The 20,043-nt window shown below is 70.4% G+C and carries 22 protein-coding genes; 11 read left to right on the forward strand and 11 right to left on the reverse strand.

What is annotated here, in order from left to right; genetic code table 11:
* Nucleotides 1-10 precede the first annotated feature (10 nt).
* Nucleotides 11-634 (forward strand): hypothetical protein, encoded by a 624-nt coding sequence (locus tag F4559_RS16730; RefSeq protein WP_184669783.1) that lies wholly within the window; start codon nt 11-13, stop codon nt 632-634.
* Here F4559_RS16730 and F4559_RS16735 read toward each other — a convergent pair.
* On the reverse strand, nt 631-1,596 hold the full coding sequence (locus F4559_RS16735) for a sigma-70 family RNA polymerase sigma factor (protein WP_312865685.1): 966 nt from the start codon (nt 1,594-1,596) through the stop codon (nt 631-633). The two genes, F4559_RS16730 and F4559_RS16735, sit on opposite strands and share 4 nt — an antisense overlap.
* Nucleotides 1,597-1,666: 70 nt before the next feature.
* Here F4559_RS16735 and F4559_RS16740 point away from each other — a divergent pair, with 70 nt between their 5' ends.
* On the forward strand, nt 1,667-2,473 hold the full coding sequence (locus tag F4559_RS16740) for an alpha/beta fold hydrolase (RefSeq protein WP_184669785.1): 807 nt from the start codon (nt 1,667-1,669) through the stop codon (nt 2,471-2,473).
* A 2-nt stretch (nt 2,474-2,475) separates the two neighbouring features.
* Here F4559_RS16740 and F4559_RS16745 read toward each other — a convergent pair whose 3' ends face one another.
* Entirely contained in the window at nt 2,476-3,675 is a 1,200-nt protein-coding gene (locus F4559_RS16745) for a helix-turn-helix domain-containing protein (RefSeq protein ID WP_312865686.1), read from the reverse strand.
* Between the two features lie 55 nt (nt 3,676-3,730).
* On the opposite strand from F4559_RS16745, the gene F4559_RS16750 reads away from it, so the two are divergent.
* Nucleotides 3,731-4,315: an NUDIX domain-containing protein gene (locus F4559_RS16750; protein WP_184669788.1), complete on the forward strand. Its 585-nt coding sequence runs from the start codon at nt 3,731-3,733 to the stop codon at nt 4,313-4,315.
* A gap of 433 nt (nt 4,316-4,748) precedes the next feature.
* Here F4559_RS16750 and F4559_RS16755 read toward each other — a convergent pair whose 3' ends face one another.
* The 3 genes from F4559_RS16755 to F4559_RS16765 form a co-directional block, all read right to left on the reverse strand.
* On the reverse strand, nt 4,749-5,072 hold the full coding sequence (locus tag F4559_RS16755; protein WP_221447259.1) for a hypothetical protein: 324 nt from the start codon (nt 5,070-5,072) through the stop codon (nt 4,749-4,751).
* A gap of 134 nt (nt 5,073-5,206) precedes the next feature.
* Nucleotides 5,207-5,848: an SUKH-4 family immunity protein gene (locus F4559_RS16760; protein WP_184669789.1), complete on the reverse strand. Its 642-nt coding sequence runs from the start codon at nt 5,846-5,848 to the stop codon at nt 5,207-5,209.
* 19 nt (nt 5,849-5,867) lie between these two features.
* A complete protein-coding gene (locus F4559_RS16765) occupies nt 5,868-7,952 on the reverse strand; it encodes a polymorphic toxin-type HINT domain-containing protein (protein WP_184669790.1) in 2,085 nt (694 codons plus the stop codon).
* Between the two features lie 152 nt (nt 7,953-8,104).
* On the opposite strand from F4559_RS16765, the gene F4559_RS16770 reads away from it, so the two are divergent.
* On the forward strand, nt 8,105-8,437 hold the full coding sequence (locus F4559_RS16770) for a hypothetical protein (RefSeq protein ID WP_184669791.1): 333 nt from the start codon (nt 8,105-8,107) through the stop codon (nt 8,435-8,437).
* Entirely contained in the window at nt 8,431-8,850 is a 420-nt protein-coding gene (locus tag F4559_RS16775; protein ID WP_184669792.1) for a hypothetical protein, read from the forward strand. The genes F4559_RS16770 and F4559_RS16775 overlap by 7 nt, the downstream gene beginning before the upstream one ends.
* Before the next feature lie 513 nt (nt 8,851-9,363).
* Here F4559_RS16775 and F4559_RS16780 read toward each other — a convergent pair.
* The 4 genes from F4559_RS16780 to F4559_RS16795 form a co-directional block, all read right to left on the reverse strand.
* Entirely contained in the window at nt 9,364-10,329 is a 966-nt protein-coding gene (locus tag F4559_RS16780; protein WP_184669793.1) for a hypothetical protein, read from the reverse strand.
* Between the two features lie 599 nt (nt 10,330-10,928).
* The gene (locus F4559_RS16785; protein ID WP_184669794.1) at nt 10,929-11,894 is read right to left on the reverse strand and encodes an alpha/beta fold hydrolase; all 966 of its coding nucleotides are present in this window, start codon (nt 11,892-11,894) and stop codon (nt 10,929-10,931) included.
* A gap of 149 nt (nt 11,895-12,043) precedes the next feature.
* Complete coding sequence (locus F4559_RS16790; protein WP_281386812.1) at nt 12,044-12,283, reverse strand: transposase; 240 nt, start codon at nt 12,281-12,283, stop codon at nt 12,044-12,046.
* Nucleotides 12,284-12,612: 329 nt separating this feature from the next.
* Nucleotides 12,613-13,371 carry a VOC family protein gene (locus F4559_RS16795; protein WP_184669798.1) on the reverse strand — a complete coding sequence of 253 codons (759 nt, stop codon included), beginning with the start codon at nt 13,369-13,371 and terminating at the stop codon, nt 12,613-12,615.
* A gap of 131 nt (nt 13,372-13,502) precedes the next feature.
* Here F4559_RS16795 and F4559_RS16800 point away from each other — a divergent pair, with 131 nt between their 5' ends.
* Together F4559_RS16800 and F4559_RS16805 are read left to right on the forward strand one after the other, a co-directional pair.
* A complete protein-coding gene (locus F4559_RS16800) occupies nt 13,503-14,369 on the forward strand; it encodes an NAD(P)H-binding protein (protein ID WP_184669800.1) in 867 nt (288 codons plus the stop codon).
* 37 nt (nt 14,370-14,406) lie between these two features.
* Entirely contained in the window at nt 14,407-15,834 is a 1,428-nt protein-coding gene (locus F4559_RS16805; protein ID WP_184669802.1) for an MFS transporter, read from the forward strand.
* A gap of 4 nt (nt 15,835-15,838) precedes the next feature.
* Here the strand turns inward: F4559_RS16805 and F4559_RS16810 are convergent, their stop codons facing one another.
* Nucleotides 15,839-16,459 carry an NAD(P)-dependent oxidoreductase gene (locus F4559_RS16810; protein ID WP_184669804.1) on the reverse strand — a complete coding sequence of 207 codons (621 nt, stop codon included), beginning with the start codon at nt 16,457-16,459 and terminating at the stop codon, nt 15,839-15,841.
* A 65-nt stretch (nt 16,460-16,524) separates the two neighbouring features.
* Between F4559_RS16810 and F4559_RS16815 the strand changes: the two genes are divergently transcribed.
* Nucleotides 16,525-17,394 carry an AraC family transcriptional regulator gene (locus F4559_RS16815; RefSeq protein ID WP_184669805.1) on the forward strand — a complete coding sequence of 290 codons (870 nt, stop codon included), beginning with the start codon at nt 16,525-16,527 and terminating at the stop codon, nt 17,392-17,394.
* 63 nt (nt 17,395-17,457) lie between these two features.
* Here the strand turns inward: F4559_RS16815 and F4559_RS16820 are convergent, their stop codons facing one another.
* The gene (locus tag F4559_RS16820; protein ID WP_184669806.1) at nt 17,458-17,751 is read right to left on the reverse strand and encodes a hypothetical protein; all 294 of its coding nucleotides are present in this window, start codon (nt 17,749-17,751) and stop codon (nt 17,458-17,460) included.
* Between the two features lie 255 nt (nt 17,752-18,006).
* Between F4559_RS16820 and F4559_RS16825 the strand changes: the two genes are divergently transcribed.
* The 3 genes from F4559_RS16825 to F4559_RS16835 all read left to right on the forward strand — a co-directional run bounded on the left by F4559_RS16825 (nt 18,007) and on the right by F4559_RS16835 (nt 19,976).
* On the forward strand, nt 18,007-18,573 hold the full coding sequence (locus F4559_RS16825) for a hypothetical protein (protein ID WP_184669807.1): 567 nt from the start codon (nt 18,007-18,009) through the stop codon (nt 18,571-18,573).
* Nucleotides 18,574-18,681: 108 nt separating this feature from the next.
* Complete coding sequence (locus F4559_RS16830) at nt 18,682-19,242, forward strand: RNA polymerase sigma factor (RefSeq protein WP_184669808.1); 561 nt, start codon at nt 18,682-18,684, stop codon at nt 19,240-19,242.
* A gap of 11 nt (nt 19,243-19,253) precedes the next feature.
* Nucleotides 19,254-19,976 carry a hypothetical protein gene (locus F4559_RS16835; RefSeq protein ID WP_184669809.1) on the forward strand — a complete coding sequence of 241 codons (723 nt, stop codon included), beginning with the start codon at nt 19,254-19,256 and terminating at the stop codon, nt 19,974-19,976.
* The last annotated feature ends 67 nt before the right edge of the window (nt 19,977-20,043 follow it).

Raw genomic sequence — 20,043 nt, forward strand, 5'->3', positions numbered from 1 at the left:
CCTACTCTCTTTGGCGATCTTGGTGGGCTGTTCGTCCACTCCGGACGCCGCGCCGTCGAGCACCGCGCCGGCCACCACCACGACCAGCAGCGCCGCGCCGGCCACGCCCGATCCCGCCCTGATCGAAGGCCGGCTGCAAAAGGCCCAACTGCCCGACGACGTGCTCGGCCCGCTGGGCTATACGCGCAAATCGGACAACGAGCAGAAGAATTACACGATCATGTCCTGCCCGACGGAACTGGGCACCGAGGGCGCCATGGCGATGACCAAGCTCGCCACGTACTGGACGAACAAGGCGGCATTCTCCGCGTTCTCCCAGTACAGCGTGTCCTTCCGCCGCGTCGACGCGGCGGCCGAATCGGTCACGCTCGCGCGCAAGGCGCTGGAATGCCGGCCGTTCTCGATCGGCAAGGAGGGCCCGTTCAGCCCGGACGGCGAACTCACGCTGCCCGCGCTCGGCGGTGACGCCCAGTTCGCGGTCTGCTTCAAGAGCGAACTCATGCGCATCTGCGAGCTGGTCGTGACCAAGGCCGACCTGCTCACCCGGTTCATGTTCTACGGTCCCGCCACGGCCGACGCCCCCGGCGTGCTGGAGAAGGCCGGACGCGCGGTCGTCCCGCTGATGTCGGCCTAGTCGACCGATTCCGGCAGGTCGAAGTGCGGGAAGTGCTCGGCGCCCACGAACGAGGTCACCTCGGCGATGCGGTCGTCGCGCAGCGTCAGCACGTCGATCGACCACGGCAGGTGCGTGCCGGCGTCGTCGTCCCACAGGTAGCCCGCCACGGCGGGCTGCCCGTTGGCCGACGTCGGCACGTGCCGCCAGGAACCGCACGACCCCAGCGGCAACCGGGTGGCGAAGTCCATCACCGCGTCGAGGCCCCGGTACCAGTGCGCCATCGGTGGCATGGACCACGTCACGTCCGCCGTCAGCAACGCCACCAGTGCCGGGGCGTCGCCCTCCTCCAACGCCCGGCTGTACCGGGCCACGACGTCGCGCACCCGGTGGTCGTCGGGCCGGGTCGGCGGCTCCTTGCCGACCAGCACCCGCCGGGCGCGCGACAGCGCCGAGTTCACCGAGGTCGTCGTGGTGCCGAGCATCCCGGCGATCTCGGCCACCGCGAACCCCAGCACCTCGAACAGCAGCAACGCGGCACGCTGGTTGCCGGGCAGGTGCTGCACCGCGGCGACGAAGGCCAGCTCGACGGCCTCGCGCTGCTCGTACTTCTCGGCCGGGTACGGCCCCAGCCACGCCACCTCGGTGACCGGCGGGTCGCCGACCACCGCGTGCTCGCTCGACGGCCGCAGGTCCACCGGCAACGCCCGGCGGCCCCGCGCGCTCACGGCGTCCAGGCACGTCCGCGTGGCCACGGCGTACAGCCAGGCCCGCAAGGACGACCGGCCCTCGTACCCGCCGATCCCCCGCCACGCGCGCAGCAACGCGTCCTGCAAGGCATCATCGGCGTCGTGCGTGGACCCGAGCATGCGGTAGCAGTGCGCGTGCAGCTCGTTGCGCAGCGGGCGGACGAGCCGCGTGAACGCCGCCGGGTCGCCGGCTCGCGCGAGGTCCACATCGGCCGGCGGAAAAACTTCCGTCACGACCGACGATTCTGCCCGACCACCGCAGTCTCCATTCCGAACGGCCACACCGAACCGGGAGGAACCCCACATGACCACCACCGCCGCGATCCTCGACGTGCCCGGCGCGCACCTCTACCACGAGGTGCGCGGCTCCGGCCCGCTCGTCGTCCTGGTCGGCGCGCCCATGGACGCCAACCCGTTCACGCCGTTGGCCGAGCTGCTCGCCGTCGACCACACCGTGGTGACCACCGACCCGCGCGGCATCAACCGCAGCACGGTCGACGACCCGGACGCCGACGCCACCCTGGACCTGCGCGCGTCCGACCTGGCCGCGCTGATCCGGCACGTCGACGCCGGACCGGCCGTCGTGCTCGGGTCCAGCGGCGGCGCGGTGAGCACGCTGGCGCTCGCCCAGGCGTACCCGGACCTGGTGCGGGTCGCGATCGCGCACGAGCCGCCGCTCACCGAGGTCCTCGACGACCGCGAGGAGCTGCACCGCCGGACCGACGACATCATCGCCACCCACCAGGGCGGCGACGTGCTCGGCGCCTGGCGCAAGTTCTTCGTGCTGGCGAACATCGACCTGCCGGAGCCGGTGTTCCTCCAGATGTTCGGCGGCGAGCGCACCCCGCAGGAGATCGCCGACGACGACTTCCAGCACAACCACATGATGCGGCCGACCACCCGCTGGCAGCCCGACGTCGCCGTGCTGCGCTCGATCGCGACCCGGATCGTGATCGGCATCGGCGCGGAGTCCGGCGGCCAGTTCTGCGAGCGCACGTCGATCGCGCTGGGCCGACTGCTCGACGTGGAGCCGACGATCTTCCCGGGCGGCCACATCGGGTTCGCCGAGCAGCCCGAGGCGTTCGAGAAGGTGTTCCGCTCGGTCCTCTGAGGTCACTCGCCGATCAGCACCTCGCGGATGCGGGTGCGCAGCAGCAGGGCGTCGGCCGGCAGCGGGCCGCTCTTCTCCAACACGCGGACGAACGCGGTGAGGTCGGAGCGGATCGTCGCCGAGTCGACGCCCCGCACGTCGTCGAGCAGGCCGAGCGCGAGCGTGCTGCCGTGGTCGAGGTCGCCCGCGTCCGCGTGCGACAGGGCCAGCCGCAGCCCGAAGCGGGCCCGCGAGCGGACCGCGTCGGCCCGGATCAGCGGAACCTGCTCGGCCAGCAGTTCGGCCGCCCGTGCGGGGCGGCCGAGGTGGTAGGTGGACCAGGCGCGGGCCACGGCGACCGGATCGGCGACGCTGGTCGTGCCGAACGCGGGCGGGCCGGAGGGGACGTCGCGGTTCAACTCGGCGGCCCGGTCCAGGGCGCGGCCGAAGAGGACCTCCTCCCCCGCCAGCGCGTAACCCTGTGCTTCACGTTGGGCGGCCAGCGAACGCACGGCGTTCGACACGCCGCGTGCGGCCTGCGCGCGTTTGGCGAGCTGCACGGTGCGCACGGAATCGTTGCGGTACATGGCGAACTCGGCCTGCCTGACCAACGAGTACGCGGCCAGTTCGCGGTCGCCGCCGCGTTCCGCGCACCGGACCGCTTCGTCGGTGAGCCGGATCGCGGCGTCGTCGTCGCCCGCCTCCTGGGCCATCCACCCGCCGTACTCCAGGTAGCGGGCGGCCAACAGCCACAACGCGTCGGTCAACTCCGGCTCGCGGTTCGACTCGGCCATCGCGCGCAGCGCACGGGCCTGTGGCACGAGTCCGGCGAGCACGACCGTCGGACTCGTGCGATGGCCGAGCGTGCGGTAAGCCGCGAACATCTCATGGTGCGCGGCGAGCGTGATGTCGTCCGCGTGCATGGAATGGCCTGGTGTCGGCGTCCCGCGCCGGGTCGGGATCGGGGTGAGCGCGACGAGCGCACCGCCGGCCCGCAACACCTGGTCGCACTTCTCGACCAGTTCCGGTTTCGCGGGCGAGTGGCCGTTCTCGACCTTGCTGAGATGACCGCGGCTGTAATGCACTAGGTTCGAAAGTTCGGACAGGGACAGTCCGCGCTCATGCCGCAGCCGTCTCAACTGGTTGGAGAAGGCGTCTTGCACGGTGACCACCTCCGCGTGCCAGTGTCGCGCAGGCACGCGACCGGGTCCGGTGTTGACCACAAACTGGCATGTTTTCGCCCGGCTGGCGGCGTTTCGAGAGGTGTTTCATGACCACATGGCAACTGAGCGGTGCGACGAGTCGGTTGGTGTGGTGATCGTGTGGCAGCGACTGGCGACAAGCGTCGTGCACAGCTCTCCGTGGTTCGAGGTGCACCGGGACGCCGTCGTGCGACCCGATGGCGGTCATGACACGTACGTGCACGTGGTGGCGCCGGGATCGGTGACGGTACTGGCGTTGGACGACGAAGACCGGGTCGTGCTCACCCGGCAGTGGATCTACACGCACGGCGGGACGCAGTGGCGGCTGCCCGGAGGCGGCGTCGACCCGAAGGACGCCTCGCCGGTCGACGCGGCCCGGCGTGAACTGGCCGAGGAAACGGGTTTACGAGCCCGCGAGTGGGAGCCGATCGGCACCATCCACGGTGCGGACAGCCTCAGCAACCACGTCGACCACATCTTCCTGGCCACCGGCCTGTCCGAGGGCGAGTCCGCCCTGGAGGCGGGCGAGCAGGACCTGCGCGTCCACCGCGTCCCGTTCGAGCGGGCGTTGGAGCTGGTCAGACGCGGCCAACTGCCTCATGCGGGGAGTGCGCACGCCCTGTTGGCGACCGCGTTGCGCAGGCTCACTGTTTCCGACTGAGCCCGGAAACAGGAAACCCATTCTCACGACCGCCCAGTGGCGCCATTCTTGACGTGCCGGCGAAAACAGAGGACGCCGGACCGGGAGAAGGAAACCGGGAAGCACGTCGGAAGAATGAAGCGATCCAGGGGAGGGTGATCGTCATGAGGATGCACTGTGCGCTGTCGACGCTCGTGCGATTGGCAGCGACCTGCCTTCTCGTCGGATTTCTCGTCGGCGGGTTCTTCGCGGTGGCGGTAATGTCCTGAATTCCGGTCCGGCGCCCTCCTCCATCCGGGGGGAGGTGTCACATGGAACCGCACGTCATCATCACCGTTCTGACCACCTTGCTGTCCGACTCCACGTTCTGACCCTCAGGCCCGCCGGCACCCGCCGCGCGGGCCGGAGGTCGTTCACGCACCGATCCGGTACGAAGAACCGACCGGCCCGGCGATCACGACTTCCGCCTTTCAAGCCCGTTCCGATGGCGAAGCCACAGGGTCTCCACCCACAGGTTCGATCCGGGCGGCGGCTCCACGGTCACCGGGTGCACCGGCGAACTCTCGATCAGGTGCATCAACGCCCACGACAACCCGAAGCAGTTGTCGGGCCCGAAGCACTCGAGAAGAAGCCGGGCCTCGTCCTCGGTAACCGGGCGTTCGATGGCCCGAAAGAGACGATCCACGTCCTCGAACCGTGCGTCGTCCACCGAATCGTCATCCTCGGCAGGCAACGGTCCGAGCGCGTGCAGCAGTCGGACCTCGTCGCGGACGACCATGACCGGATCTTACAAGAGATGCGCCGCACGACCGGCAGCCACGATCACATCGATCCCGAATTCCCGCGCATGGCGTCGAACTCGGCAAGCCAGGCGACGAAGTCCACCTGTCCGTGCGGGTACACCTTGCGAAGTCACCACACGTCAATGATCTGGTCTTTCCAGAATGACGATTCTTCCAAAATTTCCGAATCTATCTCCCGGAACTGACCGAGGAGGTGGTGACACAATGCCAGGTAAGATTCATACGGGTCGACGGATAGGTCGACCTTGCCTGCACGCGCCTGGGCCAACTCACACTGCCCCGCCGCCTTCTCCCACTCGGCCAGCAAAGGCAACAGCGCATTCCAGAGCCAGGCACACCGGACGAAGCGAGCGATCGAAGAGTTCACGAGCCTGGGCAGCATGCCGTCCGGATAAAGATGCTTCAGGCCCGGATGGACTTCACTGCTCTGCGGGAATGAGAACACATCTCCGCCACCTTCGACCACAGCAAGGGTGGAAATACCCAGCTTGCCAAGAATATAGATCCGTCGGCCATCACGTGCGACCGTCGGCGTTCCGGACTCTTGGAAGCCTCCGACGATTCCCATCAGTCCGTCTGCCCTTGCAGGCGGCAGACCGTACAGCGCCAAGACCTCTTTTTCGTCCGCCGCGATTCTCCATTCACCCAGCACGGATCCCGGAAGAACCGGGGCTCCGTCGACCAGGCTCAGAAAGTCGAGATCTTGCCCGAGTATCCGGTCGACAACTTCTCGCATATCGTGGAGTTTCACGACTCTCCCACCGGAAATACTAACCGAAAATATACCTACGGATGGCTGCCGCCGCATTCTCGCCGTGCTCGAAACTCCACGACAGGCGCGCATTTACAAATTTACTCATCCGACCCGCACATTCATGACCTTCGGTTAGGCAGAAGTTGCGCTCGGAATAAATATCCCGGACAGACCGAGGATCCAGCCCGATACCGGCGAAAAACTCGTCGGCATGCCCTTCGGAATGGGTCCGCCTGACCGTATTCACGAAGGCCAAATTGGCGATCCGGCCGTTCGGCAACTCGATGCTGTAGATCGCCACATTTTGCCCCGCCTCGATTCCAGCCTGAATCCGATGCTTGACCGCAATCCGACTCAACTCCGTCGAGCCGTATGCGACAGGGCCGCATCCACTGCTGTTGTGGACGAGTACTGCGATGAGCCCTGCCAGCACATAGTACGTGTGCAGGCCGTTGACGGTCAGGTTGTGAACCCGTTTGAGGAGGGTATGCGTAGCGACCGCCAGAATCCACACGGTAGAGCCGGCCGGTGTGCGGAGCAGGTCGCCTGCGTGCAGCTCGGATGCTTCTCGCCATTCAGCGGCGCTGTCGACCCAGAACGGGTGGCCGTCGGTCGCCGTGATCACACCGTCGGAGTCGCCGTCACCATCCGCGTCGACCGTGACATCGACCAGCGTCTTCTCGCCCGCGCCGACGATCGTCGCCGTCACAGGGCGGCTTTCAGTCCGACCATCGACCGGGTCGGAGGCCATGACCTCGTCGCCGACGTTCACGTCTTCGATCGGCTTGGTCGTGCCATCGGCCATCAACACCGGCGTTTCCGGCGTAAAGCTGTTCGACACGCAATCGCCGCTCGACCCCGCGCCCGGAGCGTCACCGCACGTCCAGATCGACGCGCCTCTGGTCACCTGGCCGAACGGGTCGGTGCCGAGGCGGCCACCGGTGTGGCACGAGTCGTCCAGGTATTCCTGCGCGGGCAGGAAGGGGGTCGCCTGCTGGGTGTCGGTCGGCGCGAATGCCTGTTCCTTGCCGCCGGAGACCAGGTTGCCCAGCGCGATCGCCGGTGCGCTTGCCGCCGCGTCGATCAGCGCTTGAACCGAGCCGCTGATCGTCTGGGACAGCTCCGGGCGGGCGGCCTCGGTCAGGGCGTTGTCACGCACACGGGCGGCTCGGGCCAGTTCCTCCAGTACCGCCTGGGACACGGCCGGTGCGCTTTGCGTTGCCCAGCCGCCGACCCATGCCGATACCTCGTCACCCCACGACGAGCCCCAGTCGGACGGGAACGAGACGATGTCGGGCGTTACGACCGTGCCGATGTTGCCGGTTACCGGCTTCTGTCCGTCCGGGTAGCGGATGCCACCACGGCCGCCCCTGTTGATGGAGATCTTGAACTTGTTCTTGACGCTTCTCGTGACCGACGCCTCATAGAGTGCGTAGCCGATGAAACCGCCGACCACGGCCGCAGCACCGATGGCAGCCACTGTGCCCATGGCTCCGACGCCGACCGCTGCCCCACCGGCCGCCAGTACCGGTATGGCGACCCCGATGGGGAGAACCGGTGTGGGGACCGGAGTCCACCAGTTCCCGCTGGGGTCGATGGACGTCAGCGGGTTGGACGCCGCGTAGGCGTGACGATTGGCGTTGAGCAAGTCCCTCGGGTCGAGGGCCGCGGTGTCGCGACTGGAGAACGCGCCGGTGCCGGACTGGTACCAGCGGGCGCCCATGTTCACGTCGCCGGTGGTCGGGTCGGTCCACTGGTGCTGGTACCCGAGTGCAGGCGGGGTGCCCGTGGTCGACTGGACGTCGCCGAACGGGCCGTAGGCCCGGGACGACACGAGCATGCCGGTCGTCGGGTCGACGGTGGCGACCACGTCGGTGTGCAGGTCGGTCACGGACAACGACCTGGTCGTGCCCTGCCTGACACCGAGCGGGGTTCCGTCGGGCAGGTTGCTGTACGTGTCCGTGCCCGCCGCGCTGATCGTCCGGGTGAGCCCCTCGTACGACAGCGTCCTCGACCCCGTGCCGACCAGTCGGTTCAAGGCGTCGTAGGTGTTGGTGGTCCCGCCGTCCGTGACGAGTTCGTCGTAGGCGTTGAACGCCACCTGCGTCGTCGTGCCACCACTCGCCCGGGAGGACAGCGTGCCGCGCGGGGTGTACGTGTACGTCGTGCCGCCACGCGTCGACATCCGGTTCCGGGCGTCGTAGGTCGCCGTGCGGGTCGAGCACGAGCACGGCCCGTGCCGGGTCGTCGGTGGTGCTCAGCACGGGGAAGATCGCGCGCAACGCGGCGAAGTGCCCGTCCGCGCCGGGTGCGACGTGCAGCAGGTGCGGCGCCGGTCCCGCCGGGACGCCCAGGCGGCGGGTCGGATCGGACCTGGGCGTGTGGTCGGCGAAGCGGCTGACCGTGAGCCGCACGGTGACGTTGCCGTGCGCGCGGACGACCGGTGTTTCCTCGCGTGCCGGGCGGACGGGCGCCGTCGCCGGCAGGTCGTGCCACTGCCCGACGATCCGGTCCCACGAGTGGGTCAGCGCGAACGCCCGCGCCCGGCGCGAGTCGGCGCGCAGCGCCTCCCGGTCGTCGTGGTAGCGGACGAGGTGGCCGACGGCGTCGGCCACGTCGACCAGGCCCCGGCACAGGCCGTACTCGTCGTCGACCCAGTCGGCGACGGCGATCGCCGCGCCGTGCCCGGTCACCAGGTCACGGCTGGCGCTGTGCGCACCGGCCAGGGGCACGGCGCCGGCCGCGGCGGCCTGGAGGGTCGGCAGGCCGAACCCCTCGCCGACCGACGACAGCAGGTGCACGTCGGCCGCCCGGTACAGGCCCGCGAGGGTGCGCAGGGAGACGCCGCCGGCGCGGCGCATCCGGAACCCGCGCGTGAACCGCACCCGGTCGGCGAGGCCGAACCGGTCGATGTCGGCGCGCAGGTCGTAGGAGTAGTGCGGCGCGTGCCGGGCGTCGTCGGGATCGGTGTGCAGGTGCAGCAGCACGTCGGGGCGTAGGCGCGTTCACGGCTCGCGGGCGGGGCGAACACCTTCAGGTCCACGCCGTGCGGGATGAACGCGACCGGCACGCCGCGCGGCTCCAGCAGGCGGCGGACCTTCGGCGTGAGGATCTGCGGCACCCAGGGGATGTCCGCGAGCACGATCACGACATCGGGACGGTGCTCGAGCAGGTGGGCGTAAAGAGCGTCGCCGCCGAAGCGGTGGGCGGATCGGGTGCACGGTGCAGCCGTACCGACGGGACGGCACGGTCGTCTGCCACCCGGGAACGGCGACGTCGTGACCCGCGCGGGCCAGTCCGCCGCACACGAATCGGGTGACCGCCGAATCCCGAAGGCGTGTCCGGGCTGTCCGAAATCCACAGGAGTCGCATGACCGGGTTCCCCTCGACCGCGTCCGTGACGCATCGAAGGTGACGCCCGGCGTACCCGGTCGGGAAGGTGTCCGGGACTTATCCGGACAAGGCCGTACAGGCTCGTGTGCGTTTCGCCGGAAATACCCCGTCGGGAACGGTCAGTCGATGCCCGAGGTCTCGCGCCACTGGACGCCGTAGCCGCGACCCTCGCGCGGGTGCGGGAAGTTCACCTCGACCTCGCCGATGTCGTTCACGGCGAGCCGGTTGACGCCCGGCCGCAGGTCGTCGGTGTCGCGGTGCAGCGCGCCGTCCACCCGCCACACGTCGCCGGGCAGGTCGTGGCGCGGGAACCGCACCACCAGGCGGAACCGCTCGCAGCGGCGCTCGGGCCAGAACACGTACGTCGGCCGCATCGCCTGCCCGACCGGCACGCGCACCTCCAGCGCGAACCGGTGCCGCTGCCCGGAATCAAGGCGGTGCGGCAGGCGCAGGCGCAGCAGCCAGCGGCGCGACGAGGGCCGCAGCGACTCGACCAGTTCGACGCCCTGCAACACCTGGACGTCCAGGTGGCCGGGCACGCCGTCGTCGGACGCGGCGGGCAGCGTGATCGACCACTCGATCTCGTCGATGCCGTCCCGGTCGGCGACCACGGTCCGGCGCTCGGTGCACGTCGGGGTGAGGCCGTCGAGCCTCAGCAACGCGTCGAACTCGGCGACGTGCCACGGGTCGGCGGGCGCGGCCGAGCCGTCGCGGTCCGGGTTGAGCCCGGCCTCGACCAACCGCTCGACCCCGGACGCGACCCGGCGCCGCACGGTCCGCGCACCCCGTTCGAGCCGGCCCGCGAGCCAGTCGATGCGCTCGGACAGGAACCGGTTCTGCGCGTCCTCGTGCAGGCCGAGCGGCACGAGGACGAGCAGGCGCAGATCGGTCGGGAACTGGTCGGTGAGCCCGGTGACCCAGGCGGTCACCTTGGTCCGCACGATCTCCGCGGCGTCACCCTTGCCGATACCGCACACCTCACGCAGCGCCGGCCCGACCTGCTTGTCGATGCCCGGAGCCTGGACCCCTTGGCCTCGGCACAACGCGTGCAGTTCGTCGGACAACTGCTTGGGCGTGACGGACATCAACCCTCCGGGCGAGGCGCAATTCCCCGAATCGTTAAGACTGCATGTGTACCACTACCGACACCCGAACCGGGGACATCCCCCCACATCCGAGAGCCCGTGCCCAACCGCACCTCCGGCCGGGTGGACTTTGCCGTGCGGGACGAGACGCCACGGGACGGAAGTCCGCACAGACGTGCCGGCGGTCCGGACCCCGGGGATCGCGGCGCCCTGGTCGTGGCACTCGACATCGACCCGGCCTGCCTCCCCTACGAGTTCCCCATCGAGCAGGAGACGGACGGCGATCGACGGGACAGCGGGGACGGCCCTCGAGAGTCCCGGCCGATCTTGCGTACGCATGGGTGTCGAGTGCGGCCCCGATACGGGAAATCAGCGCGAACAGCAGGCGGCGCCATCCGCCATCCGAACGCCGGGCGGCCGGATCGCCCCACTGGTGGGCGGTGCGCGCCGTCAAAGCAGTTCGGCCACCCGCCGCCCGTCCCTCGTTCCTGTTCCGCTGCCCGGCCTCACACCCCATCCAACGGGCTCGATGGAGTGTGAGGGCGCTCCCACGACACGTTCGGCCGGGCTCGATCGGATCACCCGCGTGGCCCGGACGGTCAGTGCCGGTTGTCCCGGAAGAAGTTCCGCAGCACGGGGTTGACCACGTCCGACCGCTCCCAGTGGACGTTGTGCCCGCACTCGTTGGCCACCACCGTGCGCACCCTCCGGAAGTGCCCGGCCAGCAGACGCTGCACCGGCGGTGCGGTGAACGGGTCGCCGTCCCCCCACAGCAGCAGGGTGGGCACGGTGAGCCGTTCGATCACGGCCCAGGTCAGCGAGGTCGCCCTGGGCTGGACGATCCCGTCGGGCCCGGCCCGGTGGTGGATGTCCAGCCACCCGGCGACACCGTCCGGGTCGGTCGCGCGGTAGGACGGGCCCAACTCCCGGAAGTGGACGGGCAGCGCGTCGACCTCGGGCGACCGCAACCGCCCCACCATGTCCTGGTAGTCCCGCTCCTGGACCTGGAGCACGCACGCGCCGATCACCAGGCTGTGCAACCGGTCCGGGTGGTTGAGCGCGTAGTCCATCGCGTACCAGCCGCCGCCGGCGACGCCGACGACGTGGAACTTCCCGACCCCCAGGAACTCCACGAGGTCGTGCAGGTCCTCGATGCCGGTCCTCGGGTCGTCCGGGTCCCGCACCGGCGAGTGGGCGTAGCCCCGACGCGAGTAGCCGATGACCCGGTACCCCGCACGGGCGAGGTACGGCTGCTGGTACGGCCAGCTCTCGCCACTGCCGCTCAGCGCGTGCAGCAGGACCACCGGCTGGCCGGGCCCGCCGGTGTCCCAGTACCACAGCCGCGCCCCGGGCACCTCGAACAGGCCCCGGGTGGCCGGAACCTGCCCGGGCACCGGGATCGGGCGCACCGGGCTGCCGGGGCCCGGGACCGGAACGCCCGGCGGGTGCGCGTCGGCGGTCCCGTTGGCCAGGGCCGTGCCGCCGAGGGCGAGCCCGGTTCCCCGCAACAGGGTCCGGCGGGACATCGGAAGCGACGGGTCCGGATCGGCCTCGGCGTTGCCCATGCGACCTCATCTCGGGTGACGGGTACCCGCCGACGTGGCGGACGTGCCGAGGAGCCGAACCACCGGCGCATCGGTGATCACGTGCCGAGTCGGGCGGGGGCGGCGGCCGTCCGGAGCGTAGCGAGCGGTCCGCACCCGAATCCAGGCGTTCACCGTGGAGAACGCACCCTGATAGTCACGTCGCCTGTCCGCCGCTGCCGAGGGGCCGCGACGTGTCCGGCCTTCAGTCGGGCACGGTCGCGGACCGCGTTGAGCAGGCGTTCGGCGGCACCGCCGGGTTCCCAGGCGGCGAAGCGCCGGTACACGGTGTTCCAGGGCGGGAAGTCGGCGGTCAGGGCACGCCACTTGATGCCGTTGTCGACGGTGTCGAGGATCGCATCCACGACCAGGCGGCGGCAGTGTTACTCCGGGCGTCCGCCCTGTCCGGCGAGCCACGGCGGGTCGGGCAGCAGCGCGTCGACCACGGCCCACTGCTCGTCGGTGAGGTCGGTCGGATGGCTACGCGGTCGCAGAGCAGGCTTGTGGGTGACGACCAGACGGCAGCAGTCACCCGGTGGTGACAGCTTTCGCCGGACTGGGACAGGACAACAACGGAACTCGTGGTAGAGCGGATGCCTGGACAACACCCGATCTACCAGGAGTTCCCCATGTGCGCACCACAGCGCCTACTTCGGCGGACGCGCCCCCTCGACGCGTCCCCCGCGCGGGTCGGAAAAGGTCAGTCCGTCGAACTCTGGATCACCGCGAACACGGTGCCCAGCGGGTCGGTCAGCCACGCCATCCGACCGACGCCCGGCACGTGCTCGACGGGCATCAGCACGCCGCCGCCGAGTTCGGTGTTGCGTGCGAACGTCGCCTCGACGTCGGTCACCTCGATGTAGGCCACCCACCGGGACCGGCCGTCGCCGACCGGCACGACCCCGGCGAACGACCGCTCGTCCCCGGCGCCGCGTGGCGTCAGCACGGTGTACTCGCCGCCCGAGAACGGCACCTTCGACGCCTCGGCGTCGAACACCCCGGTGTAGAACGCCACGGCCGCGGCCACGTCGGTGGTGTGCAGCTCGATCCACGCGAGCGAGCCGGGCACCGTCACCGCGTCGAGGCCGACCCGGTCGCCGGGCTGCCACACCGCGAACTCCGCGCCGGTCGGGTCGGTGAACGCGGCCAGCCGCCCGGCCGTGAACACGTCGTCGGGCTCGACGCGCACCTCGCCGCCGGCCGCCCGCACCGCGCCCGCCGTCGCGTCCGCGTCCGGCGTGTTCAGGTGGACGGTCCACGCGCCGGGCTCGGTGGACGGGCCGATCGCGGCCACGATCCGCCCGTCGTGGCGGAAGAAGCCGTACCCGCCCGCCTCCGGGCCCAGCGGCTCGTGGGTCCAGTCGAGCAGCGCGGTGTAGTAGGCGGCGCTGCGCTCCACGTCGGTGCTGCCGAGGTCGAGCCAGTTGGGCACGCCGGTCAGGTAGTCGGTGGTGAGCACTTCTCCACACTCCAGGTCGTCGGGTCGTCCGGTCGGGACGGACGTTAGCGAGGGGGTACGACAATTTCCGGTCGGGTGGCACGGGGACCTCGTCCGAGTCCCGATCGGACCCGCGGTGCAGGATGGTCGCCATGAACCCCGTCGTCACCATCACCGGCGCCTCCGGAGGCATCGGCGGACGCGTCGCCCGGCGGCTCGCCGCGGCGGGCGTGGCCCAACGCCTCGTCGCCCGCAACCCCGCCGCCCTGCCGGCCCTGCCCGGCGCCACCCGGGTCGTGGGCGCGGCCTACTCCGACGTCGTCGGCATGCGCGCGGCGCTCGTGGGCACCGAGGTGCTCCTGCTGGTGTCCGCCCGCGAGTCCGCCGACCGGGTGCGCGAACACCGGACCGCGATCGACGCCGCGATCGCCGAGGGTGTTCACCGCATCGTGTACCTGTCGTTCCTGGGCGCCGCGGCGGACTGCACCTTCACGTTCGGCCGCGACCACTGGCACACCGAGGAGTACCTGCGGGCGACGGGCGTGCGGTTCGTCGCGTTGCGCGACAGCCTCTACAGCTCCGCGCTGCCCGCGATGACCGGCGCGGACGGCGTGCTGCGCGGACCGGCCGGCGGCGGCCGGGTGTCGGTCGTGTCGCCCGACGACGTGGCGGACGTGGCCGTGGCCGCGCTGCTCGACCCCGCCTACGACGGGCAGGTGCTGGACGTCACCGGTCCGGAGGCGATCACGCTCGCCGAGGCCGCCGCGCACCTGACCCGCGTGACCGGCCGGCCGGTGTCCTACCAGCCGGAGACCGAGGCCGAGGCGTACGCGTCGCGGTCGGGTTACGGCGCACCCGAGTTCGAGGTCGCCGGGTGGGTCACGTCGTACCAGGCCATCGCCACCGGTGAACTCGCGGTCGTGTCCGACGCCGTGCGCCGGGCCACCGGGCACGCGCCGCAGGCGTTCGGCGACTTCCTCGACGCCAACCCGAACACCTGGGCGCACCTGCGGGTCTGACCGTTTCCGCGTCACCCGGCCCGGGTACAGCCGTCCGGTGGGTGATGTGATCGGGACGAAGATCCCCGGACGGCTCGACCGGCTGCCGTGGTCACGGTGGCATTGGCGGATCCTGCTGGGTCTGGGCACCGTGTGGGTGCTCGACGGCCTGGAGGTCACCATCGTCGGCGCCATGGCGGCGCGGCTGGTCGAGCCGGACGCGGGTGCCGGGCTGACCGCCGCGACGGTCGGCGTCGCGGCGGCCTGCTACGTGGCGGGCGCCTGCGTGGGCGCCCTGGTGTTCGGCCGGTTGACCGACACGTTCGGGCGCAAGAAGCTCTTCCTCGTCACGCTCGGCGTGTACGTCGTGGCGACGGTCGCGACCGCGTTCTCGTTCGCGCCGTGGTTCTTCTTCCTGGCCCGGTTCGTCACCGGCGCGGGCATCGGCGGCGAGTACGCGGCGATCAACTCCGCGGTCGACGAATTGATCCCGGCCCGGCTGCGCGGTCGGATCGACCTGGTGGTCAACGGCACGTACTGGGCGGGTGCGGCGGCCGGTTCGGCGTTGGCGCTCGTGCTGCTGGACACCGACCTGCTGCCGACCGGGCTGGGCTGGCGGATCGCGTTCGCGCTGGGCGCGGTGCTGGGCCTGCTGATCCTGGTGGTGCGCCGGCACGTGCCGGAGAGCCCGCGCTGGCTGTTCATCCACGGCCGGGCGGCGGAGGCCGAGCGGCTGGTCGACGACGTCGAACGCGAGGTGCGCGCGGAGACCGGCGCCGAGCTGTCCGAAGTGGACAAGAAGATCGAGATCCGACAGCGCGGGTCCGTCCCGCTGCGGGAGATCGCGGTGACCGCGTTCCGCGACTACCCGAAGCGCTCGGTGCTGGGCCTGGCGCTGTTCGTGGGGCAGGCGTTCCTCTACAACGGCATCACGTTCAACCTGGGCACGTTGTTCGCCGACTACTACCACGTGGCGTCCGGGGTGATCCCGCTGTTCCTGGTGGTCTACGCGGTGGGCAACCTGCTGGGACCGCTGGTGCTCGGCCACTTCTTCGACACGGTCGGCCGCAAGCCGATGATCGCCGCGACCTACCTGGGCTCCGCTCTGGCCACGATCCCGCTCACGTGGGCGTTCGTCACCGGCACGGGCGGTGCCGGGTTGTTCCTGGCGCTGTTGGTGGTGACGTTCTTCCTGGCGTCGGCCGGCGCGAGTTCGGCGTACCTGACGGTCAGCGAGATCTTCCCGATGGAGACGCGGGCGTTGGCCATCGCGTTCTTCTACGCGGTCGGCACGGCGTTGGGCGGCATCGTGGGGCCGTTGCTGTTCGGCTCGTTGATCGAGTCCGGCGACGTGGGGCGGGTCGCGTTCGGTTTCGGGCTGTCGGCCGTGGTGATGGCGCTGGGCGGTGTCGCGGCGCTGCTGTTCGGCGTGAAGGCCGAGCGCGCCTCCTTGGAGGACGTCGCCCGGCCGTTGAGCACGGCGTGAAGCGTCAGTTGGCGGCGGTGAAACGCTGGTTGAGGAACGCGGGCTTCTCGATCTCGTCCACGAGCGCGACCGCGTAGTCCTCGGCGCTGATCTTGCTCTCGCCGGCCTCGTCGGAGACGACCTGGTCGGTGCCGGTGCGGTACGTGCCGGTCCGCTCGCCGGGCGCGATGGTCTTCGCCGGGCTGAACGCGGTCCACGACACGTCCTCGACCGTGCGCAGGAAGTCCAGGGCGTCGCCGTGCGCGTGCATGATCTCCAGGAGGAAGTCCGGCAGGCCGGGCGTGTCCCACACCTTGACGCCGGGGGCCGTCTCCAGGCTGCCCGCGCCGTTGACGACGATCAGGCGGGGCGTCGGCTCGACCCCGCGCAGAGCCGACACGAGGGCGCGGGTGGCGCCGGCGACGTCGCCGTTGACCGAGCTGACCACGACGTCGTAGCCGGTGACCTGGGCGGACGTGACCTGGAAGACGTCCGCCACGGTCTCCTTGGTCAGCGCCTCGTGCTCCTTCTCGAGCTTCGCCGGGTCGCGCAGCAGGGCGGTGACGCGGTGGCCGCGGGCCAGCGCCTCGTCGAGGATCCGCGCGCCGATGGTTCCGGTAGCGCCGAACAGCGCGATGTGTGCCATGTCCGGAACGCTACGGTCCACCCCGTGCGGACGGCGAGGTGGAACCGGGACCCGATGTGGTGAGAATGCGACACGAGACGATCCTGGACGAGCGGTACAGCAACCCCGTCGGCGATCTGGGCGTGGAAGTGATGACGCTGAGTGTGCTGCGCGAGCGGGCGGTGCCGGGTGGTGATCGACTCGCCGGTCCGCAGCGGCCCCGGTTCCACCTGCTGTTCGTGGTCGACCGCGGCTCAGGCGTCCACACCGTGGACTTCACGCCCTACACACTCGGGCCGGGCAGCGTGCTGTGGGTGCGGCCGGGACAGGTGCAGCAGTTCGGTGACCTGTCGTCGCTCCAGGGCGTGCTGGTGCTGTTCGAACCGGACTTCGTGCCCGATCCGGCACCGTTCGGACCGACGCACTGGCGGCTGGACGTCACGGAGCGCATCCTGGTCGATTCGGGCATTCGGCACCTCGCCCAGGAGTACGCGGCACTGGCCGGACGGCCGCACGCGGCGGTCCTGCTCGGTCACCTGCTGTCGGCGTTGCTGCACCGCGTGTTGCTGGCCGAACCGGACGTGCCGCGACGTGGGCACACCGAGGCGTTCACGCGGTTCCGGGACGCCGTGGAGCGCGACTTCACCCATCGGCACCGCGTGGCCGACTACGCACGCGAGTTGGGCTACTCGACGCGGACGCTGGCACGGGCGACGAGGGATGCGACGGGCCTGGCTCCCAAGGAGTTCCTGGACCGTCGCATCGTGCTGGAGGCGCGACGCCTGCTGGCGCACACCGATCTTCCCGCCGCCGCGATCGGCACCCGACTCGGATTCTCCGACCCGACGAATTTCGCCAAGTATTTCCGGCAACGCACCGCGCTCGCACCCGGGGAATTCCGACTTCGGACCGGTCGCCCGATCCGGGAGGGCGCTCCCGGGGATATTCCGACATAACGACGTCATCGGAATATCCAGGGCCGGTCGACGCGGTACGGGACCGCGCCGACCGGCCGCCTGTCATACCTTGGTGCCGCCGTCGAACCGGTGAAGTGTCTGACGGCGGCGTTCGGCGCGCTGACGTGCGGCTTGCGACGACACGCCCAGCGCGGAGCCTATTTCCGCCCAGGTGTGGCCACCGTGCCCGACGGCCGGGGCGGGTTCACGGGCCCGGAGCACCTCCAGGTCCCCCATCTCGCGGACCGCACGGGAGACGGACTCCAGTACCCACAGCCTGACCAGGATCTCCGGGTCGTGCACGGGGCTGATCAGGACGACCAGCTCGTGCACGAGCGCGCGGACTCTCTCTTCCACCTCGTCATCGAAGAAGACCCCCACAAGATCGAACCTACGACACGCCGACAACCCGCCGGAGACAAATCACCCTGATGGAGCAGCGCTGACTTCGGCCGGAAAACAACTTTTGTTTCAACGAGAACGAAACACAAATTGTTTTACCGGAATTACCCCCGTCGGCCGATTCCGCGCCGATCACCGCGTGCGAAGCTCTTCATCGCCGCTCGATTACCGAGAGGCTTCACCGGGGAAACAAGATGGGGGATCGATTTCGTGTTGAAGCGATTGTTGAGCACGGCCACGGCCATCGCCGCACTGGGTGTGCTGGTCCTCGGCGGCAACGCGTCCGCCGCACCCGACCCGACCGTACCCGAAGAGGCGCAGGTCGCCACCTTCGTCGAAGGGTCCGAGGAGGCATCCCCCCTCGCCAAGTCCGACTACATCGCGGGTGCCGCGGCCAACGGCCAGGCGTTGACCCAGTTGCAGAAGGACGACCTCAACTCGGCCGCCGTGACCTGCTGGAGCTGGGACGCCTGGCGGCAGGCGAAGAACGTCTTCGGCGCCAGGCTGTGGACCTCCCACCACCGGGTGAAGTGGTGCGGCGACGGCTCGTGGATCCGCGCGCACGCCTACACCGAGCGCTGGGGCGAGACCCACTGGATCGGCTGGACCGACAAGGGCCTGACGCAGTCGGGTCAGCAGTACGGCGTGAACTGGAACCGGTACAACTCCTGGACCCAGCGCAAGTTCTGCTACGTCGACTACTTCAACTGCATCCAGGAGTCGAACCCGTACCACAACACCACGGTCTTCCCCAACGGCAAGGGCCAGTGGAGCTGACCGCTTGACCGCACGACCCCCGTTCCGCTCGGGCCGGCGCCGGCCCGAGCGGAACTTTCGCGTTCGGGGCGGGAACCAGGACCTGCCGGGCGGGCATGAAGGGGTGTGATGGGCGACCAGGAGCTGTGGGACGCGGCCGTGACCGGCGACGCCGAGGCGTTCGGCGAGTTGTTCGGCCGCCACCACGACGCCGTGTACAACTACTGCTTCCGCCGGGTGGCATCGTGGTCGGTGGCCGAGGACCTCGTCTCCGCGGTGTTCCTGGAGGCGTGGCGCACCCGCCGTCGACTCGTGCTCGACACCGGGTCGCTGCTGCCGTGGCTGATCGGCGTGGCCACCCGGGTGACCCACCGGCACCGGCGGTCCGGGACCCGCTACGACGCGCTGCTCCGGCGGATCCCGGCCGGTCCACCCGAGCCGGAACTGGCCGAGACCGTGGCCGCGAAGATCGACGACGAACGGCGCATGGCCGACGTGCTCGCCGCGATCGCGGGACTGCCCAAGCGGGAACGGGACGTCATCGCCGTGTGCGTGTTCGGCGAGTTGGACTACGCGTCCGCCGCGATCGCGTTAGGCGTTCCGGTCGGCACCGTGCGCTCACGGTTGTCCCGCGCACGCCGCCGCCTCGCCGCGCTCGTGCCGCCCGTCCCGCTGTCCTCGAACCGATGAACGGAGGAGCGATGCACGACATCCTGGGCGACCTGCCGGCGGCACGGCGCATCCCGGCCGCGAAGGCCGAGAGCATGCGCATGGGGATCGAACGCGCCGTCCGCGCACGGCCACGACGCCGGACCCGGCGCGGGTGGCTGCTCGTCCCCGCCGGGGCGGTCGCGCTCCTGGTGGCGGTCCTGCTCGTCGCGGACGTCCTGGTGACACCACAGCCCGCCTACGCGTCGTGGACCGCCGAGCCGAGCGGACTCGGCCCGGCCGAGACCGCCGCACTGGGCACGCGGTGCGCCGACGACGTGCGCGACGCGTTCCCGGACGCGGCGTCCGACCTGCGGCCGGTCGTCGGCGAACGGCGTGGCGTGTTCCAGACCGCGCTGGTGGCGAGCGGGCGGCAGGTCGCGCTGTGCGCCGACTGGCTCGGGGTCCGGGACGGCGACTCCGTGCGGGGCGGCACGCTCAGCGGCCTGACGCCCGACGCCGCGCTCGCGCCGGGCGAGGTGCTCCAGACCGTGGCCGTCCCGGGCCAGGCGTCGGGTCCGGACGCGGCGCGGATCGCGTACGGCCTGGTCTCGCCGGAGGTCAGCCGGGTGACCGTGGACACCGCCGACGGCCGGCACGTGACCGCGTCCGTGCACGACGGCTACTTCCTCGCGTGGTGGCCGTCCGGCGCCGACCCCGAACAGGTCACCGCGTTCGACTCGGCCGGACGCGCCCTCGTCCCGCCGGTCCGCTGAGCACGCCGGGACGCCCCTCCCCCGTCCCGGCCGCCCCCGACCCGGTGACGTCCGCCACCCCCAGGAC

The sequence above is a fragment of the Saccharothrix violaceirubra genome (assembly GCF_014203755.1).
GTDB classification, from domain to species: domain Bacteria; phylum Actinomycetota; class Actinomycetes; order Mycobacteriales; family Pseudonocardiaceae; genus Actinosynnema; species Actinosynnema violaceirubrum.

What these genes read in the sequence shown, in the direction of transcription:
- F4559_RS16740 (WP_184669785.1), top strand. Translation starts at nt 1,667, where the DNA reads ATGACCACCACCGCCGCGATCCTCGACGTGCCCGGCGCGCACCTCTAC.
- F4559_RS16750 (WP_184669788.1), top strand. Translation starts at nt 3,731, where the DNA reads ATGGCAACTGAGCGGTGCGACGAGTCGGTTGGTGTGGTGATCGTGTGG.
- F4559_RS16755 (WP_221447259.1), bottom strand. Translation starts at nt 5,072, where the DNA reads ATGGTCGTCCGCGACGAGGTCCGACTGCTGCACGCGCTCGGACCGTTG.
- F4559_RS16780 (WP_184669793.1), bottom strand. Translation starts at nt 10,329, where the DNA reads ATGTCCGTCACGCCCAAGCAGTTGTCCGACGAACTGCACGCGTTGTGC.
- F4559_RS16785 (WP_184669794.1), bottom strand. Translation starts at nt 11,894, where the DNA reads ATGGGCAACGCCGAGGCCGATCCGGACCCGTCGCTTCCGATGTCCCGC.
- F4559_RS16800 (WP_184669800.1), top strand. Translation starts at nt 13,503, where the DNA reads ATGAACCCCGTCGTCACCATCACCGGCGCCTCCGGAGGCATCGGCGGA.
- F4559_RS16810 (WP_184669804.1), bottom strand. Translation starts at nt 16,459, where the DNA reads ATGGCACACATCGCGCTGTTCGGCGCTACCGGAACCATCGGCGCGCGG.
- F4559_RS16815 (WP_184669805.1), top strand. Translation starts at nt 16,525, where the DNA reads ATGCGACACGAGACGATCCTGGACGAGCGGTACAGCAACCCCGTCGGC.
- F4559_RS16830 (WP_184669808.1), top strand. Translation starts at nt 18,682, where the DNA reads ATGGGCGACCAGGAGCTGTGGGACGCGGCCGTGACCGGCGACGCCGAG.
- F4559_RS16835 (WP_184669809.1), top strand. Translation starts at nt 19,254, where the DNA reads ATGCACGACATCCTGGGCGACCTGCCGGCGGCACGGCGCATCCCGGCC.